Source organism: Qipengyuania sp. B-5 (genome assembly GCF_056857815.1).
On the sequence record NZ_JBSXNU010000051.1, the window covers coordinates 201,941 to 223,032 of the forward strand.

At 59.7% G+C, this 21,092-nt stretch carries 11 protein-coding genes; 7 read left to right on the forward strand and 4 right to left on the reverse strand.

Features of this window, described 5'->3' with window-relative positions; all coding sequences use genetic code 11:
* Positions 1-30: 30 nt before the first annotated feature.
* The 3 genes from AC13CE_RS11315 to AC13CE_RS11325 are packed head-to-tail and all read left to right on the forward strand — an operon-like array spanning position 31 to position 6,014.
* The gene (locus AC13CE_RS11315) at positions 31-2,436 is read left to right on the forward strand and encodes a glycoside hydrolase family 3 N-terminal domain-containing protein (protein WP_482972456.1); all 2,406 of its coding nucleotides are present in this window, start codon (positions 31-33) and stop codon (positions 2,434-2,436) included.
* On the forward strand, positions 2,433-4,820 hold the full coding sequence (locus AC13CE_RS11320) for a glycoside hydrolase family 3 N-terminal domain-containing protein (protein WP_482972457.1): 2,388 nt from the start codon (positions 2,433-2,435) through the stop codon (positions 4,818-4,820). Before AC13CE_RS11315 ends, AC13CE_RS11320 begins: the two co-directional genes overlap by 4 nt.
* The gene (locus AC13CE_RS11325) at positions 4,821-6,014 is read left to right on the forward strand and encodes an endo-1,4-beta-xylanase (protein ID WP_482972458.1); all 1,194 of its coding nucleotides are present in this window, start codon (positions 4,821-4,823) and stop codon (positions 6,012-6,014) included.
* 253 nt (positions 6,015-6,267) lie between these two features.
* Here AC13CE_RS11325 and AC13CE_RS11330 read toward each other — a convergent pair whose 3' ends face one another.
* The gene (locus tag AC13CE_RS11330) at positions 6,268-9,654 is read right to left on the reverse strand and encodes a TonB-dependent receptor (RefSeq protein ID WP_482972459.1); all 3,387 of its coding nucleotides are present in this window, start codon (positions 9,652-9,654) and stop codon (positions 6,268-6,270) included.
* 170 nt (positions 9,655-9,824) lie between these two features.
* On the opposite strand from AC13CE_RS11330, the gene AC13CE_RS11335 reads away from it, so the two are divergent.
* The 3 genes from AC13CE_RS11335 to AC13CE_RS11345 are packed head-to-tail and all read left to right on the forward strand — an operon-like array spanning position 9,825 to position 13,950.
* Positions 9,825-11,399 carry a tryptophan halogenase family protein gene (locus tag AC13CE_RS11335; RefSeq protein WP_482972460.1) on the forward strand — a complete coding sequence of 525 codons (1,575 nt, stop codon included), beginning with the start codon at positions 9,825-9,827 and terminating at the stop codon, positions 11,397-11,399.
* Positions 11,396-12,928, forward strand: coding sequence for a tryptophan halogenase family protein (locus AC13CE_RS11340; RefSeq protein WP_482972461.1), 1,533 nt, complete (start codon positions 11,396-11,398; stop codon positions 12,926-12,928). The genes AC13CE_RS11335 and AC13CE_RS11340 overlap by 4 nt, the downstream gene beginning before the upstream one ends.
* A gap of 23 nt (positions 12,929-12,951) precedes the next feature.
* Positions 12,952-13,950: a cupin-like domain-containing protein gene (locus AC13CE_RS11345; protein ID WP_473820844.1), complete on the forward strand. Its 999-nt coding sequence runs from the start codon at positions 12,952-12,954 to the stop codon at positions 13,948-13,950.
* On the opposite strand, the gene AC13CE_RS11350 is transcribed toward AC13CE_RS11345, so the two are convergent.
* Genes AC13CE_RS11350 through AC13CE_RS11360 form a run of 3 tightly spaced genes read right to left on the reverse strand, consistent with a single transcriptional unit; the run spans position 13,919 to position 18,376 of the window.
* On the reverse strand, positions 13,919-15,394 hold the full coding sequence (locus AC13CE_RS11350; protein ID WP_482972462.1) for a tryptophan 7-halogenase: 1,476 nt from the start codon (positions 15,392-15,394) through the stop codon (positions 13,919-13,921). The two genes, AC13CE_RS11345 and AC13CE_RS11350, sit on opposite strands and share 32 nt — an antisense overlap.
* Positions 15,391-16,923, reverse strand: coding sequence for a tryptophan halogenase family protein (locus tag AC13CE_RS11355; protein ID WP_482972463.1), 1,533 nt, complete (start codon positions 16,921-16,923; stop codon positions 15,391-15,393). Before AC13CE_RS11355 ends, AC13CE_RS11350 begins: the two co-directional genes overlap by 4 nt.
* 49 nt (positions 16,924-16,972) lie before the next feature.
* Positions 16,973-18,376, reverse strand: coding sequence for a sugar porter family MFS transporter (locus AC13CE_RS11360; protein WP_482972464.1), 1,404 nt, complete (start codon positions 18,374-18,376; stop codon positions 16,973-16,975).
* A gap of 125 nt (positions 18,377-18,501) precedes the next feature.
* On the opposite strand from AC13CE_RS11360, the gene AC13CE_RS11365 reads away from it, so the two are divergent.
* Positions 18,502-20,070 carry an aldehyde dehydrogenase (NADP(+)) gene (locus AC13CE_RS11365; protein ID WP_482972465.1) on the forward strand — a complete coding sequence of 523 codons (1,569 nt, stop codon included), beginning with the start codon at positions 18,502-18,504 and terminating at the stop codon, positions 20,068-20,070.
* Positions 20,071-21,092: the final 1,022 nt, after the last annotated feature.

A 21,092-nucleotide genomic window follows, 5' to 3' on the forward strand; every position in this document is an offset into this window, starting at 1 on the left:
AGTCCGGCGCGATGGGAGAGGGACGAAACAATGCGAAACATCAAGCGGTCTGCGCTTACTCTCGGTCTGTGCCTGGCGGCACTGGCCCCGATGACTCATGCACCTGTCGCCGCACAGGATGTGACAGTGGAACGCCCGATGGCGGATGCCCCGTATTGGGATGCCAGCCTCACGGTGGAACAGCGTGTCGAAGATCTCCTCGCCCGCATGACGCTCGATGAGAAGGTCGCCCAGATCATCACGATCTGGAACAGCAAGAATGAAATCCAAGGCGATGACGACCGCTTTGATCCGGCCAAGGCTGCGGCGCGCTTCCCGCACGGGATCGGCCAGATTGCCCGTCCGTCCGACCGACTCGGACCCTCCAGCCCGCGCGAGGTGCCGCGCCGCAGCATAGAGGACAGCATCCAGTACGTGATCGATGCGCAGCGCTGGGCAATGGAAGATACGCGCCTCGGCATACCCATCCTCTTCCATGAGGAATCGCTCCACGGTTTCGCGGCCAAGGATGCCACATCCTTCCCGCAATCCATTGGCCTTGCCAGCACCTGGGATCCCGACCTCATCCGGGAAATCAACGACCTGATTGCTGGCGAGGTTCGCGCGCGCGGCGTCCATCTGGTCCTCTCTCCGGTTGTCGACGTCGCGCGCGATCCGCGCTGGGGCCGGATCGAGGAAACCTTTGGCGAAGACCCCTATCTTGTAGGCGAAATGGGTGTCGCCTCGGTCGAGGGGCTGACGGGCGTCAGCACCGACCGCAAGCTGCGCGAAGGGCAGGTTATGGCCACGCTCAAACACATGACCGGCCACGGCCAGCCCGAAAGCGGAACCAATGTCGGCCCCGCCCAGATCAGCGAACGCACTTTGCGCGAAATGTTCTTCCCGCCGTTCGAGCAGGTTGTCACCCGCACGGCGATCGACGCGGTCATGGCCAGTTACAACGAGATCGACGGTATACCCTCGCACTCCAACTCCTGGCTGCTGAACGACGTGTTGCGTGGAGAATGGGATTTCCGCGGTGCGGTGGTCTCCGATTATTATGCAATCGAAGATATGGCGCGGTTGCACCAGATCGTGCCTGATTACACAGCGGCGGGCGAGCTGGCCCTCAAGTCGGGCGTCGACGTCGACTTGCCCGAAGGAGATGGCTTCGAAAACCTTGCAGACAGCGTGCGTGCTGGGCGGGTCTCCATGGAAGCGATCGACCAGGCCACCCGCCGTTTCCTGACGATGAAATTTAACGCAGGATTGTTCGACAACCCCTGGCCCGATCTTGAGCTCGCACGCACTTCCAACAGTGCAGAGGGCGTAGCGCTTGCCCTGAAAGCCGCAGAAAAATCTCTCGTACTCCTGAAGAACAACGGCGTGCTGCCGCTCTCGCTGCAGGAAGGCGGTCGGGACAAGCCGACAATCGCGGTGATCGGCCCCAATGCCGATGTCGCCCGTCTCGGCGGCTATTACGGAGAACCGCGCGCCAGCGTAACGCCGCTGCAGGGTATACGCTCGCTGGTCGGCGATCGCGCTAATATCGTTCATTCGCTAGGCGTCGAAATCACAAAAGGTGATGACGACTGGTGGGATGACGAGGTCGAGCTTGGCGATCCGGCAGAGAACCGCAGGCGCATAGCCGAGGCGGTCGAACTTGCGAAAACCGCTGATACCATCCTGCTTTTCATTGGCGATACGGAGAAGACCAGCCGCGAGGGCTGGGCTCCCGAGCATCTTGGCGATCGTACCAGCCTCGACTTGGTCGGCGAACAGAACGAGCTGTTTGCAGCTCTCAAGGCGCTGGGCAAGCCGGTCGTAACCGTGCTCGTGAACGGAAGGCCGCCAAGCTACCCTGCCGTGGCGGAACAATCCGACGCCATTCTCGAAACTTGGTACGCTGGTGAACAGCAGGGCACGGCCATTGCCAAGGCACTGTTCGGGGAAGTGAACCCCGGCGGCAAGATGCCGGTCACCACAGCGCGCAATGTCGGGCAGCTTCCCAATTTCTACAATTACAAGCCGAGTGCGCGGCGCGGGTATCTCTTCGACGAGGTCACGCCGCTCTATCCGTTCGGCTTCGGCCTGTCCTACACAACCTTCGCGTTCGGCGAGCCGACCGTGTCGGCGGAAACTATCGGTGCAGGACAGGGGGTCACCGTCAGGGTTCCAGTCACCAATACGGGCGACATGGCGGGTGACGAGGTAGTGCAGGTCTACCTACGCGATGTCATCAGCTCGGTCACGCGGCCGGTCAAGGAACTCGCAGGGTTCCAGCGGGTCACACTCCAACCGGGCGAAACGAAGACTGTCGATATCGCAATCGAACCGCGGTCTTTCATGATGTGGAACCGCGACATGGAACGCGTTGTCGAACCGGGCGAATTCATGCTGATGGTCGGCCCCAGCTCGGAGGAATTGCAAAGCGTGACGGTCACGGTGCAACCATGATCACTGGCCGCCGTGGCGCTCTGAAACTGCTATACGGGGGCAGTCTTTCCGTTATCGCAATCTCACAGGCACCGTCTGTGTTCGCGCAGGCCGGGCCTGTCTACAAGGATGCCGCGGCGCCCATCCCAGCCCGCGTGGCAGATCTGCTTGCCCGCATGACGCTGGAAGAGAAGGTCGAGCAGATCCGCACCGCCTGGGCGGCCAAGGGCGATATGATCGACGGGCTCGAATTCGATCCCACAAGGGCAAGCGCAGCTTTTCCCAATGGTATCGGCCATGTAACTCGCCCCAGCGACAAGCGCGGCGTGCCGGGCGCTTCCGAGGCGTCTGGCGGTACGGCCGCAAACTGGCGCACACCAAAGCAGACGGTTGAATTTATCAACGCCCTGCAGCGCTGGGCATTGGAGGACACGCGCCTCGGTATCCCCGTGCTGGTTCACGAGGAATCACTTCACGGTTATATGGCGACCGAAGCGACCATGTTCCCGCAAGCGATTGCTCTTGCAGGGTCCTTCGACACAAATCTGATGAAACGCATCCAGTCGGTCACAGCGCGCGAGGTCCGGTCTCGCGGCGTACCGCTCGTGCTCAGTCCCGTGGTCGATATCGTGCGCGATCCACGCTGGGGCCGGATCGAGGAAACGTGGGGCGAGGATCCATATCTGACTGCGGAGATGGGCGTCGCTGCAGTGGAAGGCCTGCAGGGCCCGGGCAAGTTCGAGAAGCTGCGCGATGGCAAGGTTTTTGCGACGCTCAAGCACATGACCGGCCATGGCCAGCCTGAAGCGGGCAACAACGTTGCGCCCGCCCAGCTATCCGAGCGCGAGTTACGGGAAAACTTCTTCCCCCCTTTTCGCGAGATCGTGCGTCGCTGTTCGGTCGGCTCAGTCATGCCGAGCTATAACGAGATCGACGGTATTCCTAGCCACGCCAATACTTGGCTGCTCGGCGATATTCTACGCGGCGAATGGGGCTTCGACGGGATAATCGGCAGTGATTATGGCGGGGTCCACGAATTGGCAACGCTGCATAAGGTAGCGGACAATCTTGAGGATGCGGCTCATCAGGCGCTGCTCGCGGGCGTGGACAGCGAGCTGCCGGAAGGCCGCGCTTATGCGACACTCGTCGATGCAGTAAATGCCGGCCGAGTTCCTGTGGAACTGGTGAATACGGCCTGCGCGCGCATGCTCACTCTTAAATTCCGCGCAGGCCTCTTCGAAAGTCCGTATGGCAATTGGGAGCTGTCTAGCCGCATCACCGGAAATGAGGAAGCGCGGGCTCTGGCGCTGGAAGCGGCACGCAAAAGCCTATGCCTGCTAACGAACAAGAACGGCACATTGCCACTTGATCGCGCCACGATGGGCAAAGTCGCCGTGATCGGACCAAACCACGCCATAGCGCGACTGGGGGGCTATTCCAGTGTGCCCAAGCAGCGGATCAGCTTGATCGAAGGATTGCGCCAAGTTGCACCCGATGCCGAATTCGTAACCGCGCAGGGTGTCTTCATCACGACCAGCGAGGATCGCTCACAGGATCTCATCTACCTTGCCGACCGTGAGGAGAATCTACGCCTCATCGAGGAAGCCGTAGCGTTGGCGAGCACTGCCGACACGATCATCCTCGCGATCGGCGACACCGAACAGACGAGCCGAGAAGGCTTCGCGGCCAATCACCTGGGTGATCGCATCGATATCGATATCGTGGGCGAGCAGAACGAGCTCGTCGATGCACTGGCCGCCCTCGGCAAACCGCTGATCGTCGCCGCCTACAACGGACGCCCGCCCAGCTGGCCCAATGTCGTCGAGAAAGCCGATGCCATACTGGAGTGCTGGTATCCCGGCCAGGAGGGCGGCGTTGCAGTGGCAGAGGCGATTCTGGGCGACATCAATCCGGGTGCCAAGCTTCCAGTAACGGTGTTGCGGAATGCGGGACAGGTGCCGTATTTCTACAATCACAAACCCAGCGCCCGGCGTGGCTACCTTTTCGATGACAAAACGCCACTCTTCCCGTTTGGACATGGCCTCTCTTATTCCGAATTCGCGATCTCCGAGCCCCGCCCGAGCAAAACCCGCTACACCCGCGACGAAGCTATCGAAGTTTCGGTCGATGTGAGCAATACTGGATCTCGACAGGGCGACGAGGTGGTCCAGCTCTACATCACACGCACCAATCTTTCGGTCACGCGGCCGGTGCTAGAGCTCAAGGGGTTCGAGCGCGTTTCGCTGGAACCAGGCGAAACCCGTCGGCTGCGCTTCGTCATCGAACCGCGCCAGCTCTTAATCTGGAACCGCGACATGGAGGAGGTCAACGAAGCAGGCCCCATTGCCTTGTCCGCGGGCAATAGTTCGGCCGCACTCAAATCGGTCAATGTGGAGGTTATCTAGATGGACAGGAAATTCCCGCTTTCCCGCAGGCAGGCGCTTGCGGGTCTGACAGCCCTCCCCCTTATGGGGTGCGGGGCGGGCGTAGCTATCGTAAACGGCCCAGTAGGCACCACACCCTCAGCATCTAGCGGTTACCCCATCCCTAGCCTCGATACGATCGCTCGGCGCGGCGGGCGGCGCTTCGGCAGCGCGGTAGCTTCCACGCCGGGGCAGACTGAAGCAGGCTCGGTGCAGAACGCACTCTACATGGACCTGATCAAGGCAGAATGCGGTCTCGTCGTTCCTGAAAACGAGATGAAGTGGCAGACTTTGCGCCCGGACTCCTCGACTTTCGATTTCAGCCGGATGGATTCGATCGTCACCTGGGCTCAGCAGAACGGGCTGGACGTGCGCGGGCATACACTTCTGTGGCATCGCCCGCAGTGGTTTCCCGACTGGCTAAACACCTACGATTTCGGGGCCAATCCGGTAGCCGAGGCCGAACGTCTGCTGACCGAGCACATCCGGACTGTGACCCGTCGGTATCGCGGTATCATTTCCAGTCACGATGTCGTGAATGAAGCGATCGATCACGATCGCAATGCCCCGATCGAAACAAGCCTCAGCCGCGCGATGGGGAGTCCGGAGGCAGTCATCGACCTCGCCTTCCACACTGCGCGCGAGGAGCTGCCCGAAGCCCAACTGGTCTACAACGACTACATGAGCTGGGAACCCGACCATCTCAAGCACTGTGCCGATGTGCTACGCTTGCTCGAAGGAATGATGAAGCGGGGCACGCCGGTTGATGCATTGGGCATCCAATCGCACATCGAGATGTTCAGCATCGATCCTGCTACCGGTGTCGGCCCTTATGCCGAGCGCGAATGGCGCCGCTTCCTCGACGAAGTGACCGGAATGGGCCTGCGCCTGCTGATTACCGAGTTCGACGTGAAGGACAGAGCACTGCCTGCCGACATTCCCGAGCGAGATCAGAAAGTCGCCGAATATACGCGGCGCTACTTCGACGTCATGATGGAATACGACGCGCATCTGGACGATGTGCTGGCTTGGGGAATGATCGACCGCTTCAACTGGTTGCAGTATTTCGACCCCGCGAAACGGCCCGATGGCCTCGAAGTGCGGGGGACTCCCTATACTTCGAACTATGAACCCAAGCCTCTGCGTACGGTACTGGCAGAAGGCCTGTCCACCTAGGAAGGCGCGTTTGACAGGTGTTTCAGCACGCCGGCGTAGGACTTGTTGATAAAGGCCGCGCTTCCGAAAGGTAGCGCGGCCTCTTTGATTGCTCCCGTGACCAAGGGTTGGGGAAGCCATCACCACTTCCATGCAGTGCGATGGAAGGCCTTACCCTCGCGCGCAGCCGACAGGGAGCTTCCTATAGACAGTAAACATCGAAAAGGCCGCGCCACCCAATTGGTAGCGCGGCCTTTTCTGTGTGACGCCGGGGCTAGAAGCTGCCGCGGATGATGAACGAGTACCTGCGGTCGTTCATGAAGTATGAGCGGGGCGCAAGGACATCCGGATCACCGGTATAGGCTTGGGTCGTCTTGGTCACTTCGTTGGTGAGGTTCACGCCCTGCACCCCGACCCTGAGGTCGCCCGGTAGGCCCATGACACTGCCGAGATTGAAGAAGATCGAAGCATCCAGCTGCCCCGTCGGCTCGTTGAAGATTGAGTAGTACGGGAAGATCACGTCGGAGGCCGTCAACAGGAAGCGCGAGCGCCAGTTATAGGCAGCACGCAGTGAGATCGGGCCCTTTTCGTAGAAGCCGCTGACGTTGAAATTGTGCTTCGAAAGCTGCTCCAGCGGCAGGTTGCCCGGCGGAACTGTCGAATCCGTCGGAACGGCTCCACCATTCAGGAACGTGTTCGGCAGGCCCGAGCTGTCGATATATGTGTAGTTTGCACTAGCCCCCAATCCATCGAGCGGCGCAGGAAGGAAATCGTAAGTCTGCTGATAGGCGACTTCGAAGCCCTTGATCTTGCCCGTTCCATCGAAATTGGCCGGGCCGCGAATAGTGATATCGCGCGATTCCCCGCTGGCATTGGTGATGGTTTCGGTACGCACCGATTGATAGAAGAAATTATCGATGGTCTTGTAGAAGCCATTGAGGGTGAGTGAACCCACGGGAGCGAAATACCATTCCAGGCTGGCATCGAATTGCCATGCGGTCGCCGGCACGAGATCTGGCGCGCCGGCTGTGCCGGTAAAGTTGCCCGAACTGTCGATGCTCGCATTGAAGTAATTTCGAATGTAGCCGTTGTCCGGCCTTGTAAGAACCTTGGACCCGGCAAATCTCAAGATAATATCGTCCGTTAAACCGAATTTCAGGTTCATACTTGGCAGGAAGTAATCATAGTCGGTGTTCACCTGGTTGTAGAGGAACACACCGTCTGCGAAATTCTGCAACCCGACATAGAAATCTTCGCCGCGATTACAGATTCCTCCCGGTACTGCCTGACCACCGCCGGCGGCGGCCGGTCGATCCCGTGGAGCGCAACGGACATCGAAGTCCTGCGCAATGCCGAGGCCATCCTGCGTACCTGCAGTACGCGAGGTCGCCGATCTCACGTCGGATTTCACGTACCGCACACCGACATTGCCCGACAAGCGAACATCGCCGAGCAAGTCGTCGCTGCCAAATTCCAGCATCCCGTAAGCGGCGTAATCGTACTGCTTTACCGTCTGGATATCGGAAGGCAGGTATGGGGTTCCCTCTATGGCTCCCCCACGCGCAGCCAGGGGGTTCCAGGTCGGGGCCGCCCCCAGTGCAATTGCCTGGTCCTGAACCGACTGGAAGAACGCGACGGAACCGTCGTAATCGTCGATTAGATCGCCCGAGTAATAGAATGCGCCCGGAGGGCCGGAGACCTCCCCGCGGAAGAAGTTCGGGAATTCGTACCGTTCGGAAGCACCCGGATCGGTATCGGCGAAGTTGACGGGACGGGAGCCTGACCAGGTCTCGCTGAGCATACCCCAGTTATAAGTCGTGTAGCGAACTGTTTGTTCGCGGCCCTGATAGCGGGCACCGAATTTTGCCCGACGGATGAAAGCGTACTCATCGAAATCATATGTAAAATCGGCAGCGAATGCGAACTGGTCGCCTTCACTGTCCTCGGCATGATCCATAGCGGCACGCCAGAACTGGAAGCGGGGATCGGTGAAGTAATCCTCGTCACTCGCGTTCGCGAGGTCCGCGCCAGGGGCAGACCAAGTATAGCCCAGGAATTGCGGCTTGTGCGGAACAATGTCCGGATAGTCACCACTTATATCGAGTTCCTGATCGGCAAAATTAGAGCCGAAAACGCTGAAGTCGAGATTTTCTTTGCGTGAGGTCGCATATTGCGCGTCCAGCTCGACATGCAATTTCTCGGTCAGCTGGTGCTCTAGCCGCAGACTGTAGTCGTTGTTGGTAGTCTCGTCCAAGACCTGGCGCCGGGCTAGCGAAAACTGTGACCCGCCGATCGGCACGAAAGGCGAAGTGCCGGGATCTCCGCGCCAACCGTTGGAGGCATCGACGATATAACCAGACTGGAACAGACCGTTCTCGTCGTAAACATAGTTTGTGAATTCGCCGACGGGGCATTGTGCGCGCGGTGGGGTCTCGTCGTCGGGATTGATGGTGCCGTTGCTGTCAACGACGTTCGGGCCGGCACCATTCTGCAGACAACCGATCGGGTATGTCGAATACTCGGCGAGATCAGGCGCCGTCTCATACGTATATTCGCCCCAGCGGTTGGTCGTATGTGAACGGATGAACTCGGCGGTCAGGCGTGTTCGCTCGTCAAGGCTCTCCCATTGCGCCGAAACTGCAATCCCATCGCGCTTGCGATTGAATTCCTGGGTACGGAACTGCCCGCCCACCGGAGCGACGCGGTAGTCGGCATAATCGGCAAATCCGTCTGCACCCGGCGAACCGAAATCACCGCAAGCGGCATTCCCGCCAGGCAATGTCATCGTATCCGAATCCGATGGAAGCGGGTTACGACAAATAAATCTGTCGGCCTCGTTGGCAAGGGCAACCAGTTGGCCGTCACGCGTCTGGTAATTGGCGATCTGCAGGCCGTCGGCACGGCTCTTGATCTGCGAAAATGCACCGCTGACCAATATGCCGAAGCGGCCACTGTCGGTGGTCCAGGACTTGCTTACAAGACCCGATACAGTCGGCGTCCATTCTTCGCTGAAATCGCCATAATTGGCCTCGACGCCGAACGCGACTTTCAAGTCGTCGGAATTGCTATCGAACGGCTTGCGGGTATTGAGATTAACCGTACCGGCGAGCCCGCCTTCGATCATATCGGCGGTTGAGTTCTTGCTGATTATAACCGAGCCAAGCAGTTCGGAGGGAACATCGGCAAAGTTCAACGCCTGACCGCCGACGCCCGCGGCAAAGGCAGAACGTCCGTTGAACTCGGAGCGAACGAAATTGAGGCCGCGAACAACCACGCCCGAGCCCTCGACCGAGAAATGGTCGGGATCATTCGAACCGGCAAATCGGTTGATTGCGACGCCTGGAACGCGTTGAAGCGCTTCGGTAACCGAACGATCAGGCAGGGCGCCAATATCTTCGGCCGTAATTGCGTCGACTACCGTATCGGCGTCGCGCTTGATGCCTTGCGCATTTGCTAGCGACTGGCGGATGCCGGTAACGACGATCACCTCGCCATCCTCAGCCTCTGACTCATCTTCGACCTCGGCATCCTGCGCGAATGCGGCAGTAGTGCATAGCATGCTGCCAACCACCATCGCCGAAGCGGTGGTGCGCAGTACCGACTTAAGAAAAACGTCACGCCCTGTCGCGTGCGCTTCGCGATCGAACATCGCTTTGGCCATAAGACCATCCCTCCCATGTTAGCGCTACCACTTTAGTTTGGCAGCTTGCTCGTTCTCCACCCAATGACTTATCGACGACACACCTCCTTGGCAAGAGGGTTTCGTTGTTGTTTGCCGAAATACTGTGGCAAATTGCCAACAATGCCGCGACGCGATAGATATGGGGATTGATGGGATGGAGGAATGGTATCGGTAACGTAAATCGGATCGAGCGCGTTGTGATCGTTGGCGGCGGAACAGCCGGCTGGATGGCGGCTGCAGCGCTGGCACGCTTCTTTGACGACGGTCGACGGACGATCAAACTGATCGAATCGGAAGCCATCGGCACAGTAGGCGTCGGCGAGGCGACGATCCCGCCGATCGCCAATTTCAATGCCATGCTCGACATTCGCGAGGACGAATTTCTGCACGCCACGCGCGGCACCTATAAGCTCGGCATCGAGTTCGTGAATTGGGGCCGAAAGGGGGATCGCTATTTCCACCCTTTCGGAAGCTTTGGCCAGAGCTTCCATGGCATCGCCTTTCATCAGCTGTTTTTGCGCGAAAAGGCGCGCTCTGGCGCATCAGCAGGTGAAATCGGCAATTTCTCCATGAGCACTGTTGCAGCCTTGAGCGGCAAGTTCGGCAGGCCCGCACCCGGCGCCAAGTCGCTCGTCAATCAGATTGCCTACGCGTACCATTTCGACGCAAGCCTCTATGCCGCATTTCTGCGGCGCTTGGCCGAGCGCCGGGGAGTCGATCGCATCGAGGGTCGTGTCACGCAGGTAGAGCAGGATGGCGAAAGCGGCGACGTTTGCGCTGTCGTGCTTGAAGACGGCACTAGAATTGAAGGCGACCTGTTCATCGACTGCTCGGGCTTCCGGGGCCTGCTGATCGATGAAACGCTTGCCGCCGGCTACGAGGATTGGAGCCATTGGTTGCCGATGGACCGCGCCATAGCTGTTCCTTCGCAGAACATGTCTGCACCTGCCCCCTTCACGCGCTCGACCGCGCATGGTGCCGGATGGCAATGGCGCATCCCATTGCAGCACCGCACCGGCAATGGCCATGTTTTCTCTAGCGCGTACATGGAAGAGGAAGAGGCACGCGATATCCTCCTCGCCAACCTCGAAGGACCTGCACTGCAGGAGCCGCGCACTTTGCGGTTTCTCACCGGCATGCGCAAACAGGCGTGGAGCCACAATGTCGTGTCGCTGGGACTTTCGGCAGGCTTTATCGAGCCACTGGAATCGACCAGCATCCACCTCATCCAGAACGGCATCGCGCGGCTCTTCGCGCTGTTTCCAGACAACCCCGTCAGCCCGATAGAACGCGAAGAATACAACCGCGGCATGCGCGAAATCTTCGAAGACGTGCGCGATTTCATCATCCTGCACTACAAGGCCACGCAGAGGGACGACACCGAGTTCTGGCGTTACGTGCGCGATATGGAGGTGCCCGAAAGCCTTGCACGCAAGATCGAGCTCTGGAAATTGCGCGGCCGCGTCTTTCGCGAAAATGCAGAACTGTTCGTCGCCGACAGCTGGATAGCCGTGATGCTGGGGCAGAATGTCTGGCCCGAATCACACGAACCGATTGCCGACACGCTTGACCCCGACAAGGTCGCCGCCGCCATGCGCCAGATGCGCGAAGCCTATCGCGAGACGGCTGCCAAGCTTCCTTCGCACGATGCTTTCATCCGTCAGACGGGCGGGTGGCATGAAGACATTGTACACCCCGCTCCTGCGGCAGGCCTCGCGGAATGAGCGCCGCGCCGGTAACCAAGGTTGTCATTGTGGGCGGCGGAACTACCGGCTGGATGACCGCCGCAGCGACTGCCCGCATCATGGGCGAGGGGCCCGGTTTTTCCATCACACTGGTGGAAAGCGAGACTATCGGTACGGTCGGCGTGGGCGAAGCGACGATCCCGCAGATCATCGGCTTCAACCGTTTGCTCGGCATCGACGAGATGCAGTTCATGCGAGAGACCCGTGCAACCTACAAGCTGGGCATCGAATTCGTCGACTGGCTGCGCCCGGGCCATTCCTACGTGCACCCGTTCGGCAGCTACGGGCTCGACATGCTGGGTATCGAATTCCAGCATTTCTGGCTGCGCGGTCGCACGCTCGGAGATGAGGCCGATATCGACGCTTATTCGATTGCAGCAATGGCAGGAAAGGCGGGCAAGTTCGACTGGCCGCGGCCCGACACCAATTCGCCAATGTCGAAGCTCGCATACGCATTTCAGTTCGATGCGGCGCGCTACGCAGCCTTCTTGCGCCGAATGGCAGAAGGGGAAGGTGTGAGCCGTATCGAAGGACGCGTGGTCGAAGTGCATCAGGACGGCGAAAGCGGTTTTGTCACGGGCATAGAGCTCGACAGTGGCAAAGTCGTCGAGGGCGAGTTGTTCATCGACTGCTCGGGCTTTCGTTCGTTGCTACTTGGGCAGGCGCTCGAAGTGCCGTTCAACGACTGGTCGCATTGGCTGCCCTGCGATGGGGCGGTGGCCGTGCCTTGCACGCTCGGCGGAAAGAACGAACCGCTCACTCGCTCGACCGCGAGGCCGGCAGGATGGCAATGGCGAATTCCGCTCCAGCACCGGCTCGGTAACGGCCATGTCTTTTCGTCTGCATACATGGAGCGGGAAGATGCGACCGATATGCTGCTCGCCAATCTCGACGGAGAGCCGCTGACCGAACCCAACCAGCTCTTTTTCAAGACCGGCCATCGTGCGCGGGTATGGGAGAAGAATGTCATCGCGCTTGGCCTGTCGGCGGGCTTCCTCGAACCTCTTGAATCCACCTCCATCCACCTCGTCCAGTCGGGCATCGCGCGGCTCATGTCGCTGTTTCCCGACAGCAGTTTCTCACCAGTCGAGATCGCGCGCTTCAACGAAGAGACCGAGCGCGAATATGCGGATATCCGCGATTTCCTCGTGCTGCATTACAGTGCAACAGAGCGCGATGACTCGGAGTTCTGGCGCTATTGCCGCAATCTCGAGGCACCCGACGGGCTGAAGGAAAAGCTCGAGATGTTTGCCAGTTCGGGGCGCATCTTTCGGGAGAACAACGAGCTCTTTACCGAGGCCAGTTGGCTCTCGGTCATGCTGGGCCAAGGCATAACGCCTGAGCGATACCACCCGGCAGCGCGCCTCCTCGACGACCAGGAAACGCTCAAGCGGCTCACACATATTCGAGAGGTCATCCACCAGACGGTCGACCAGCTGCCAACTCAATACCAGTTTCTCCAGAACAAAGGCGGGGCAATTCCAACCGATGCACGGCTGAGCACGTGAACGGTTTTCCACCAGCTTCGCAAATGAAAGAAAGATCGGCACGGATCGATTCTGAGGAATTCGAGCAGTTGCGGGCCGATGGAAGACCTGTCGTAATGCGCGGCCTCGTCTCCGACTGGCCGGCCGTGAAAGCATCCCTCAAGGGCCGTAGCGAAATCGCAACTTACCTGGTCGGGCGCTATTCGCAGCGACCGGTCAACGCAATCGCTGCGGCCCCGAGTGAGATGGGGAGGTTTTTCTACACTAAGGATTTCAGCCGGCTGAATTTCGTCAAGGCAAGCGGCAGGCTGGATGCTTTTCTGGACGATTTGCTGAAGGCGAGCGATATGAAGATGCCGCCTGCCATGGCTGTACAGTCGGAGGACGTGGATCGCCTGCTACCGCGATTTCTCGAGGAGAACCCGCTCGACCTTCTGCCGGGAGTTCCCCCGCGCATCTGGATAGGAAACCGGATCCGCGTTGCGCCGCACTACGACGCGAAGGAGAACATCGCGTGTTGCGTCGCCGGGCGGCGGCGCTTCACCCTTTTCCCGCCAGAGCGCACTGCCGACCTTTATCCGGGCCCGTTCGAACTGACGCCCGCCGGCACACCGGTAAGCATGGTCGATATCGCAGAGCCTGACCTCGAACGCTTCCCGCGTTTCGAAAAGGCGTGGAGCGAAGCACAGCAGGTCACGCTTGAACCCGGCGATGCCATCTACATTCCCTATGGCTGGTGGCACGGCGTCGAATCACTCGAGCCGGTCAGCATACTAGTCAACTATTGGTGGACGCCCGACCTGCCCGAAGGCGTAGGAAATCCCTATGACGGTCTGCTCCATGCCATGCTTGCCTTCCGCCATCTGCCAGCCGACGAACGCAAGGTCTGGCGTACCATGCTCGACTATTATGTGTTCGGAACCGACGGTGACGCGGCTGAGCATTTGCCGGATCATGCCAAAGGGATCCTCGGCCCGCCCAGCCCGGCCATGTTTGCCCAGATGCGTGCGCTTATCCGGCGCGCTCTTGGCTCCGCTGGCTGACCGAGGCAAGCCACTGGCCGTAGGGCGGCGCGAAGCGGAGAGCGGCCCTTGCAGCAGCATCGAACTCGGCCTTTGCACGCTCTTCTATGGCTTGGTCAGCAGCACGGGCGGCTGGCGGGACCCCCGGCTCGAAACCGAGCGCGCCCAGCAGCCCAAATTGCTCCTGCGAGGAGAGTGGAGTTTCCTCGCGAAAGGGAATTCGTCCCCGCCTCTCGAACTGGTCGACGACCTCCGCGACACGTCCCTGGACGGCGCGCTCCCCGAACACGTCCTGCGCTACGGGCCGGGCGAAATAAAAAGCGAGCATCTCGTGCACGCCTTCCATCATAAGCACCGAACGCCGGTTATATTCCGCGCGTTCGAGCGGCTCTATCTCGCGGCCGGGCAGCATTTCGAGCAGCAGGTCGAGCTGACGATGCGCGAGATCGAGATGGTATGGCCCAAGCGGTTCGAACCGCGCGCTGGCATCGCCAAGGGCAACGATGTTGCCCAGCCACGGTGCGCGTGCGCGACCCGGCGTCAGACCAATCGCGGCGACCGCAGGCATTCCGAGCGCGGCCTGCGCTGCGTTGCGATCAACGCCATCTCCGACGCCCAAGGTCGAGTAAACCCCGTCGCGCCCCGCAACGCGCGTCTGCCATCCCTTGTCGAGCAAAGACACGCGATCCTCTAGCGCAATCTCCGGCGCGGTCGGTTGTGCGAGATAGACGGTCCGCGTCGGCAGGCTTTGCGACCAATCGACCAATGCAAAGTCCGAATGCGAGGCAAGCAAGGTGGCCGCTGGCCCGCTGCAATCCACGAACAGATCCGCCTCTATCCGCCCCTGTTCGGCGATGACGATGGCGGCTATATTCGCGCCCTCGTCCGGCTCGACGCGTTCGATGGTCCCTTCAACATATTGCACCTGCAACGCCTGGGCTTTTTCGACGAGCAAGTTGCGATAAGCACCCGGGTTCCAACGCAGCGCGTAATCGATGTCGGATAAGGGAGTGGGTTGGTCTGGCGGAGGCGGAGCAAAGCGCCCGGCATCGGCCAGCACCTCAGCCAGCGAGCCTTGCCTACCCTCTCCCTGCCCGACCTGCCGACCGCCGCCCCAATCTCTTGCGAAGGCAGTCTTGAGTTCGGGCGCGAGCACTTCTCCATAGGAAAGTGTGCCCCTACTCCCTTTCCCATCCCAATTATCGAAGCGGGTGACAAGCCGGTAGCTGCCGCCCGCCCTGAGCACGATTTCACTTTCCTCGATCCCAAGCCGATCATGCAGCTTGTTGGTAAAAGGCAAGGCAGTCGGCGACCAGTCGGCAAAGCTTGCGGGCGTCGGTTGCTGGCCGACCAGCACAACCTGACATACGGGCAGGGCGCGGCGCAGGGCGATTGCTGCCAGGATACCGACCTGGCCGTCGCCGACCACCACGATCCTGCGGCAGTGGTCTCGCGGCTCGCTCATACGGCCTCTGCAATCCTAGCTGCTTCGGCGAGCAGATACTCGCGATGCCCGGGCATATCCGCTACTTCGTCGGCAACTACTTTGTGGAAGCGCTCCGCCGCGCGGGCCATCTGCTCCGGCTCAGCGAGTGACGCACGTGCGTCGTGCCGTTCGGGCAAAACGCCTTGCCCCACATATACCGCTATCCAGCTGGCATCGTAGAACAGGCCGTCGGAATACTTCTCAATTCTGCCCGACTTGCGCCAAAGCTCCAGCTTGTCCCCGAGGCTTTCCGGCACCGTCATGGTGCGCACGTGATTCCAGAAATCCGAATCGTCACGCGTCGTCGCATTGTAATGCAGGATGAGAAAATCGCGCACCCGGTCGTACTCCATGTCGACCAGCCGGTTGAACTCATCCCGGTCGCGCGGGTCGATCTTCCCGTCTTCGGGGAACAGCTCGATGAGATAGGTAATCGCCATCTGAGCGAGATAGATCGAGGTCGATTCGAGCGGTTCGAGAAAGCCGCTCGACAGGCCGATACCGATGACATTGCGGCTCCACGAGCGCGAACGCCGCCCGGGCCGGAATCGCAACACGCGCGGATCGGCCAGCGGTTCGCCCTCTGCAGCTGCCTGAATGGCTTCGCAGGCTTCGTCTTCGGACAGGTGCGCGCTGGAGAACACGTAGCCATTGCCCATGCGGTGCTGGAGCGGGATTTGCCAGCGCCAACCGGCGGGCATGGCCGTGGCGGTGGTGTAGGGACGAATTTCCGCGGTCGCATGGGTGCAGGGCATTGCAGCGGCGCGATCGCATGGCAGCCAGTGGGTCCAGTCTTCCCAGTCTTCATGCAATTCCTGCCCAAGCAGGAGCGAGCGAAATCCTGAGCAATCGATGAAGAGGTCCCCTTCGATCCGGCGCCCGTCTTCCAAGTTGAGTACGGTAACGTCTCCGCTATCCTTGTCGCAATCGACCGAGACGACTTTTCCCTCGTGCCGCTTCACTCCGATCGAAATCGCGAAATCGCGCATGAAAGGGCCGAACAGCGTTGCGTCGAACTGGTACGCATAGCCATAACTAGAAGTGAGGCTGTCGTCCTGCGCAGGTGGCCGGAAGCGGTTGGCGAGCGCGGCCTGTACCGCCAACGAATAATCGCCCAATGGCCGTGCGAGACCATGCCGCTGAAGCTCGAGCCAGTAGTGGTGGAAGCCAACCCCGTTCAATTCCTCTCCAAAGGAACCGAAAGGGTGAATATAGCTCTCACCAATCCTGCCGAAATCCCGGAAATCTATGCCAAGCTTGTAGGTAGCGTGAGTGGCCTTCATGAAGGCCGCCTCGTCGATGCCCAGCTTCTCCACGAAGCCGCGGATATGCGGCAGCGTCGCCTCGCCTACGCCGACAATACCGATATCCTCACTCTCGACCAGCTGGACCTCGGCCAGGCCTGGCAGCAGCTTGGCAATTCCCGCCGCCGTCATCCAGCCCGCGGTCCCGCCTCCAAGCACGACGACTCGAACTTTGCTGTGGGTTGAGGAAGCGCGAGTAGTCATGTCGAAGCAGCTCTCAGCATTGGGGCGGCCTCACCAGCCGCCCCCCACCTCATCCTTGCATTTCCTCCAGCTCGATGCCCTTGGTTTCCCGCACCATCATCCAAACGAAAATCACGGAGATGGCCGCGCTTAGCGCATAGAAGCCGTAAGCACCAGTCAGGCCAATACTGGCAAGCATGATCGGGAAAGTCATGGTAATTCCGAAGTTCGAGATCCACTGCGCGAACCCACTCACGGCCAGGCCCGAGCCGCGGATCTGGTTGGGGAACATCTCACCCAGCATCACCCACATGACTGGCCCCCAGCTGAAGTTGAAGAAAGCGACATAGACGTTGGCCGCGATCAGCGCAGCAAGACCCGCCCCGTCGGACAGCTGCAGCGTACCGTCGACCAGCGACCCGCTCATGAAGGCGAAAGACATGATTGCGAGTGTCACCGCCATGCCAATCGAACCAATCAGCAGCAAAGGCTTGCGTCCGATCCGATCGATGAGAGCTATCGCGAAAAGGCACGAGGCAATCGAGATCGAACCGCTCAACACGTTGATCTTGAGGGCATCGGATTCGCTGAACCCGACCGCCTGCCACAGGACCGCACCGTAATAGAAGACGACGTTGATGCCGACGAGCTGCTGGAAAGTCGCGAGGCCGATTCCGACCCAAACGATGGTGCGGACCTTGCCGCTGCCCTTATCCAGAAGATCCGACAGACGGGGAGCGTGATCATTGGAAATCGAAGTCTCGATTTCGCCCACCTTGCGGTTTGCCACTGCTCCGCCGAACAGGCGGTCGAGCACCGAACGCGCCTGTTCCGTTTTACCGCGCGTCACGAGATACCGCGGGCTCTCGGGAATGAAAATTAACGCGATCAAGAAGATGAACGCCGGCACCAGTTCCATCCAGAACATCCATCGCCAGGCCTCGTAGCCCATCCAGAAAACCGTAGTCGACGAGCCGGCAAATTCGGCCAGCAAATAATTCGAGAGAAATGCGGCGGTCAGGCCGACGATGATCATAACCTGCTGCAAGCTCGACAAGCGGCCACGCAAATGGGCCGGAGTGACCTCACTAATATATGCAGGGGCCAGTACGCTGGCCGCCCCGACCGCGAAACCGCCGATGATTCGATAGACGACGAACTCGGTCGAAGAGCCCGCTATGCCCGATCCATAGGCGCTGACGATGAAGAAGGCCGCCGCAATCAGGAGCGTTAGGCGACGCCCGAGAATATCGGACAAGCGGCCTGCGAGAAATGCGCCGATCGCGCAGCCCAGCAGCATCGAAGCGACGTTGAAGCCGGTGCCGGCGTCGTCCGAATCGAAAGCGATCCGCAAGCCGTCGACCGTTCCGTTGATCACTCCGCTGTCGAAACCGAATAAGAAACCGCCAAGCGTGGCGACCGCCACAATCGCGGAAATCAGCGCCATATTCGCGCCCGTCTGCCCCTTGTCCAAAACTCCCTCCCTCGTCGTGCTGTTGCACAATCGCCTATTTATGTTAGCGCTACCTTCCACCGATTTGCATGGCTTGGCAAGCCACCTTTCGATTACCGACACCCAGATAACGGGAGATATCTACAATGCTTACGGGCAAAATTCTTGTGGCCGGACAATGGCGCGAGAGCAATCGCACCTTCTCCGGGCTGGATGCAGCTAGCGGCGAAGCGCTCAAGCCGGAGTTTTTCGAAGCTTCGGCCGGCGATGTGGCAGATGCCTGTGCGGCCGCTGCCGAAGCACAGAAGGTTTTCGGCACGCTTCCTCTGAAAGAACGCGCAGCTTTCTTGCGCCTTGCGGCAGACAAGATCGACGCGCTCGGGGATGAACTGACACAGCGTGCGATGGCCGAAAGCGGCTTGCCCGAAGCGCGTCTCAATGGTGAACGCGGGCGCACCGTAGGCCAGTTGCGCCTGTTCGCCGACGAGGTCGAGGACGGCGCATGGCAGGGCCTGCGCATCGACCATTCTGACCAAGACTGCACACCTCCCAAGCCCGACTTGAGGATGCGCAAGATCCCGCTTGGACCCGTGGCGGTCTTCGGCGCGAGCAATTTCCCGCTCGCCTTCTCGGTCGCAGGCGGCGACACTGCGTCGGCGCTCGCGGCCGGCTGTTGCGTTGTGGTGAAGGGGCATCCGGCGCATCCCGGCACTTCGGAACTGGTGGCAGGCGCGATCGCCGAAGCAGTCGCAGAATCGGACTTTCCTGCCGGCATCTTTTCGCTGCTGAGCGGCACCGATTACGCCTTGGGCGAAGCTTTGGTGAGCGATCCACGCATTGCCGCTGTCGGGTTCACTGGCTCACGCGCGGGCGGCCTTGCACTGATGCAGCGCGCCGCAGCGCGCAAGGTGCCCATTCCGGTCTACGCCGAAATGAGCAGCATCAATCCGGTGGTACTGATGCCGGCTAGGCTGGAACAAGGGCCAGCAGACCTCGCCTTGGCCTATGTCGGCTCGCTTTCGCTGGGCGCAGGGCAATTCTGCACCAATCCCGGAATCATCCTGACTGTCGAGGGGGAGGCGACCGACCACTTCCTGGTCGCAACGAAGGATGCTCTTGCCGCAGTCCCCGCACAGACGATGCTCACAGGCGGCATCAGCGAAGCCTATCGTAGCGGAGTGGCGAAGCTGGGCGGTCTCGACGGAGCCGAACTGCTGGGCGTCGGCGAAGACGGCTCTGCGACTTGTGGTCGCGCGCATGTCTATACAGTAAGCGGCGCGGATTTCTTGGACAACAATAATTTCGGGCAAGAAGTTTTCGGGCCCAGTTCAATCGTTGTCCGCTGCGCGGACCTAGCCGAAGTCGCCAGGGTCCTCGAAGGCCTTGAGGGCCAGCTCACCGCAACGCTGCACATGATTGAAGACGACTACGAAGAGGCTTCCCGCCTTATACCCATCCTCGAACAGAAGGCTGGCCGGATCATTGCCAATGCCTGGCCGACAGGTGTGGATGTTACCCACGCTATGGTCCACGGGGGGCCTTACCCCGCCACCTCCGACGGACGTAGTACCTCGGTTGGCACGCTCGCCATCGACCGATTCCTGCGTCCGGTCAGCTATCAGGACATGCCATCCGTCCTTCTCGCTTCGCAGCTACAAGACGATTCCAGTGCGACGCTGCGGCGAATTGACGGTGAATGGTTGAAGCAGCACTAGTCATACCATCACTACTGAGATCCCAAGTTGGCCGAGCAAGGGGATGGAATGCTCAAACTACACCAGTCTCACTTGCGTAGGTTAAATCCATCCCTGCCCTCTATTTCCGCTGGAGGAATGGCCGATTAAGCGACCGAAGAATCAAGAAGTAGTCAGTCCGGGATTTGGCAAGCATGGCAGAGCAAATGCAGGACAACCCAATGTCGAAAAACCCCAGGCTTCCAAGGGTTTTATAGCGCTCTGGGATGTAATGTGAAAACACCCTGTGTCGCGTCACATCTTGTCGGACTTGGCGCCCGAGTGATCGTAGTTTGAAAACGACATATCATTGGACTGTTAAATGACAGCAATAGATGGACTGTGAGCTTTGAATGACACGTATCGTCAGACTGCGTGATTTGTAGTCTCACACCCGACTGCCTCAAAATCGACTGGCAGGTCCATCGCAACCGGTTGACGGATGGCAAATACATTGTTTGGCGAGTGCTTCGCATACTGTTGCGCGGGAAACGAAATGGAGCCCAGCTCCGCCGCCTCCAGCGTAACCGAAAAAAGTTCCTCCTCCACCGCATTGTTGACCCGATGTCCTTGACGGGACTTTCAGGGAAATTCTTAGGTCAAGTGTTGCTTTAATAGGCTTTATCCAGTGGCAGTGCTTTTCAATCGTTTCGTCCCCCGTAGAGAACAATTTGTCGAAAATAAATAGATTCAAGGATCCTCATAAATCCTCGTTTCTGGATAAACTACCGATTTCGATGTTTCGTAGCCGTCTTAATACCATTGTTCGAATTAAGCTGGGAGAGCATAATTGGTTTAACAAACCGAGGGCTTGTAATGTCGTTAATCTCAGTTGCCTCACGCGCCAGCGGCTTCGAGTACGAAGCTGGACACCCGCAATAACCCCTCGCGTTTTGGCCAATGATGTGATTCAAGCTCCGCGAGGAGATAATGCTGATGCAGCCATCGAGCCTGTTTTCGCTGTCGGAGCACCTGGAGCGGCTGAGCCGGGATGGCGATCCGCT

Excerpts from the sequence above, each read along its gene's own strand:
- AC13CE_RS11315 (WP_482972456.1), top strand. The coding sequence starts at position 31 with ATGCGAAACATCAAGCGGTCTGCGCTTACTCTCGGTCTGTGCCTGGCG.
- AC13CE_RS11320 (WP_482972457.1), top strand. The coding sequence starts at position 2,433 with ATGATCACTGGCCGCCGTGGCGCTCTGAAACTGCTATACGGGGGCAGT.
- AC13CE_RS11325 (WP_482972458.1), top strand. The coding sequence starts at position 4,821 with ATGGACAGGAAATTCCCGCTTTCCCGCAGGCAGGCGCTTGCGGGTCTG.
- AC13CE_RS11330 (WP_482972459.1), bottom strand. The coding sequence starts at position 9,654 with ATGGCCAAAGCGATGTTCGATCGCGAAGCGCACGCGACAGGGCGTGAC.
- AC13CE_RS11335 (WP_482972460.1), top strand. The coding sequence starts at position 9,825 with ATGGGATGGAGGAATGGTATCGGTAACGTAAATCGGATCGAGCGCGTT.
- AC13CE_RS11340 (WP_482972461.1), top strand. The coding sequence starts at position 11,396 with ATGAGCGCCGCGCCGGTAACCAAGGTTGTCATTGTGGGCGGCGGAACT.
- AC13CE_RS11345 (WP_473820844.1), top strand. The coding sequence starts at position 12,952 with ATGAAAGAAAGATCGGCACGGATCGATTCTGAGGAATTCGAGCAGTTG.
- AC13CE_RS11350 (WP_482972462.1), bottom strand. The coding sequence starts at position 15,394 with ATGAGCGAGCCGCGAGACCACTGCCGCAGGATCGTGGTGGTCGGCGAC.
- AC13CE_RS11355 (WP_482972463.1), bottom strand. The coding sequence starts at position 16,923 with ATGACTACTCGCGCTTCCTCAACCCACAGCAAAGTTCGAGTCGTCGTG.
- AC13CE_RS11365 (WP_482972465.1), top strand. The coding sequence starts at position 18,502 with ATGCTTACGGGCAAAATTCTTGTGGCCGGACAATGGCGCGAGAGCAAT.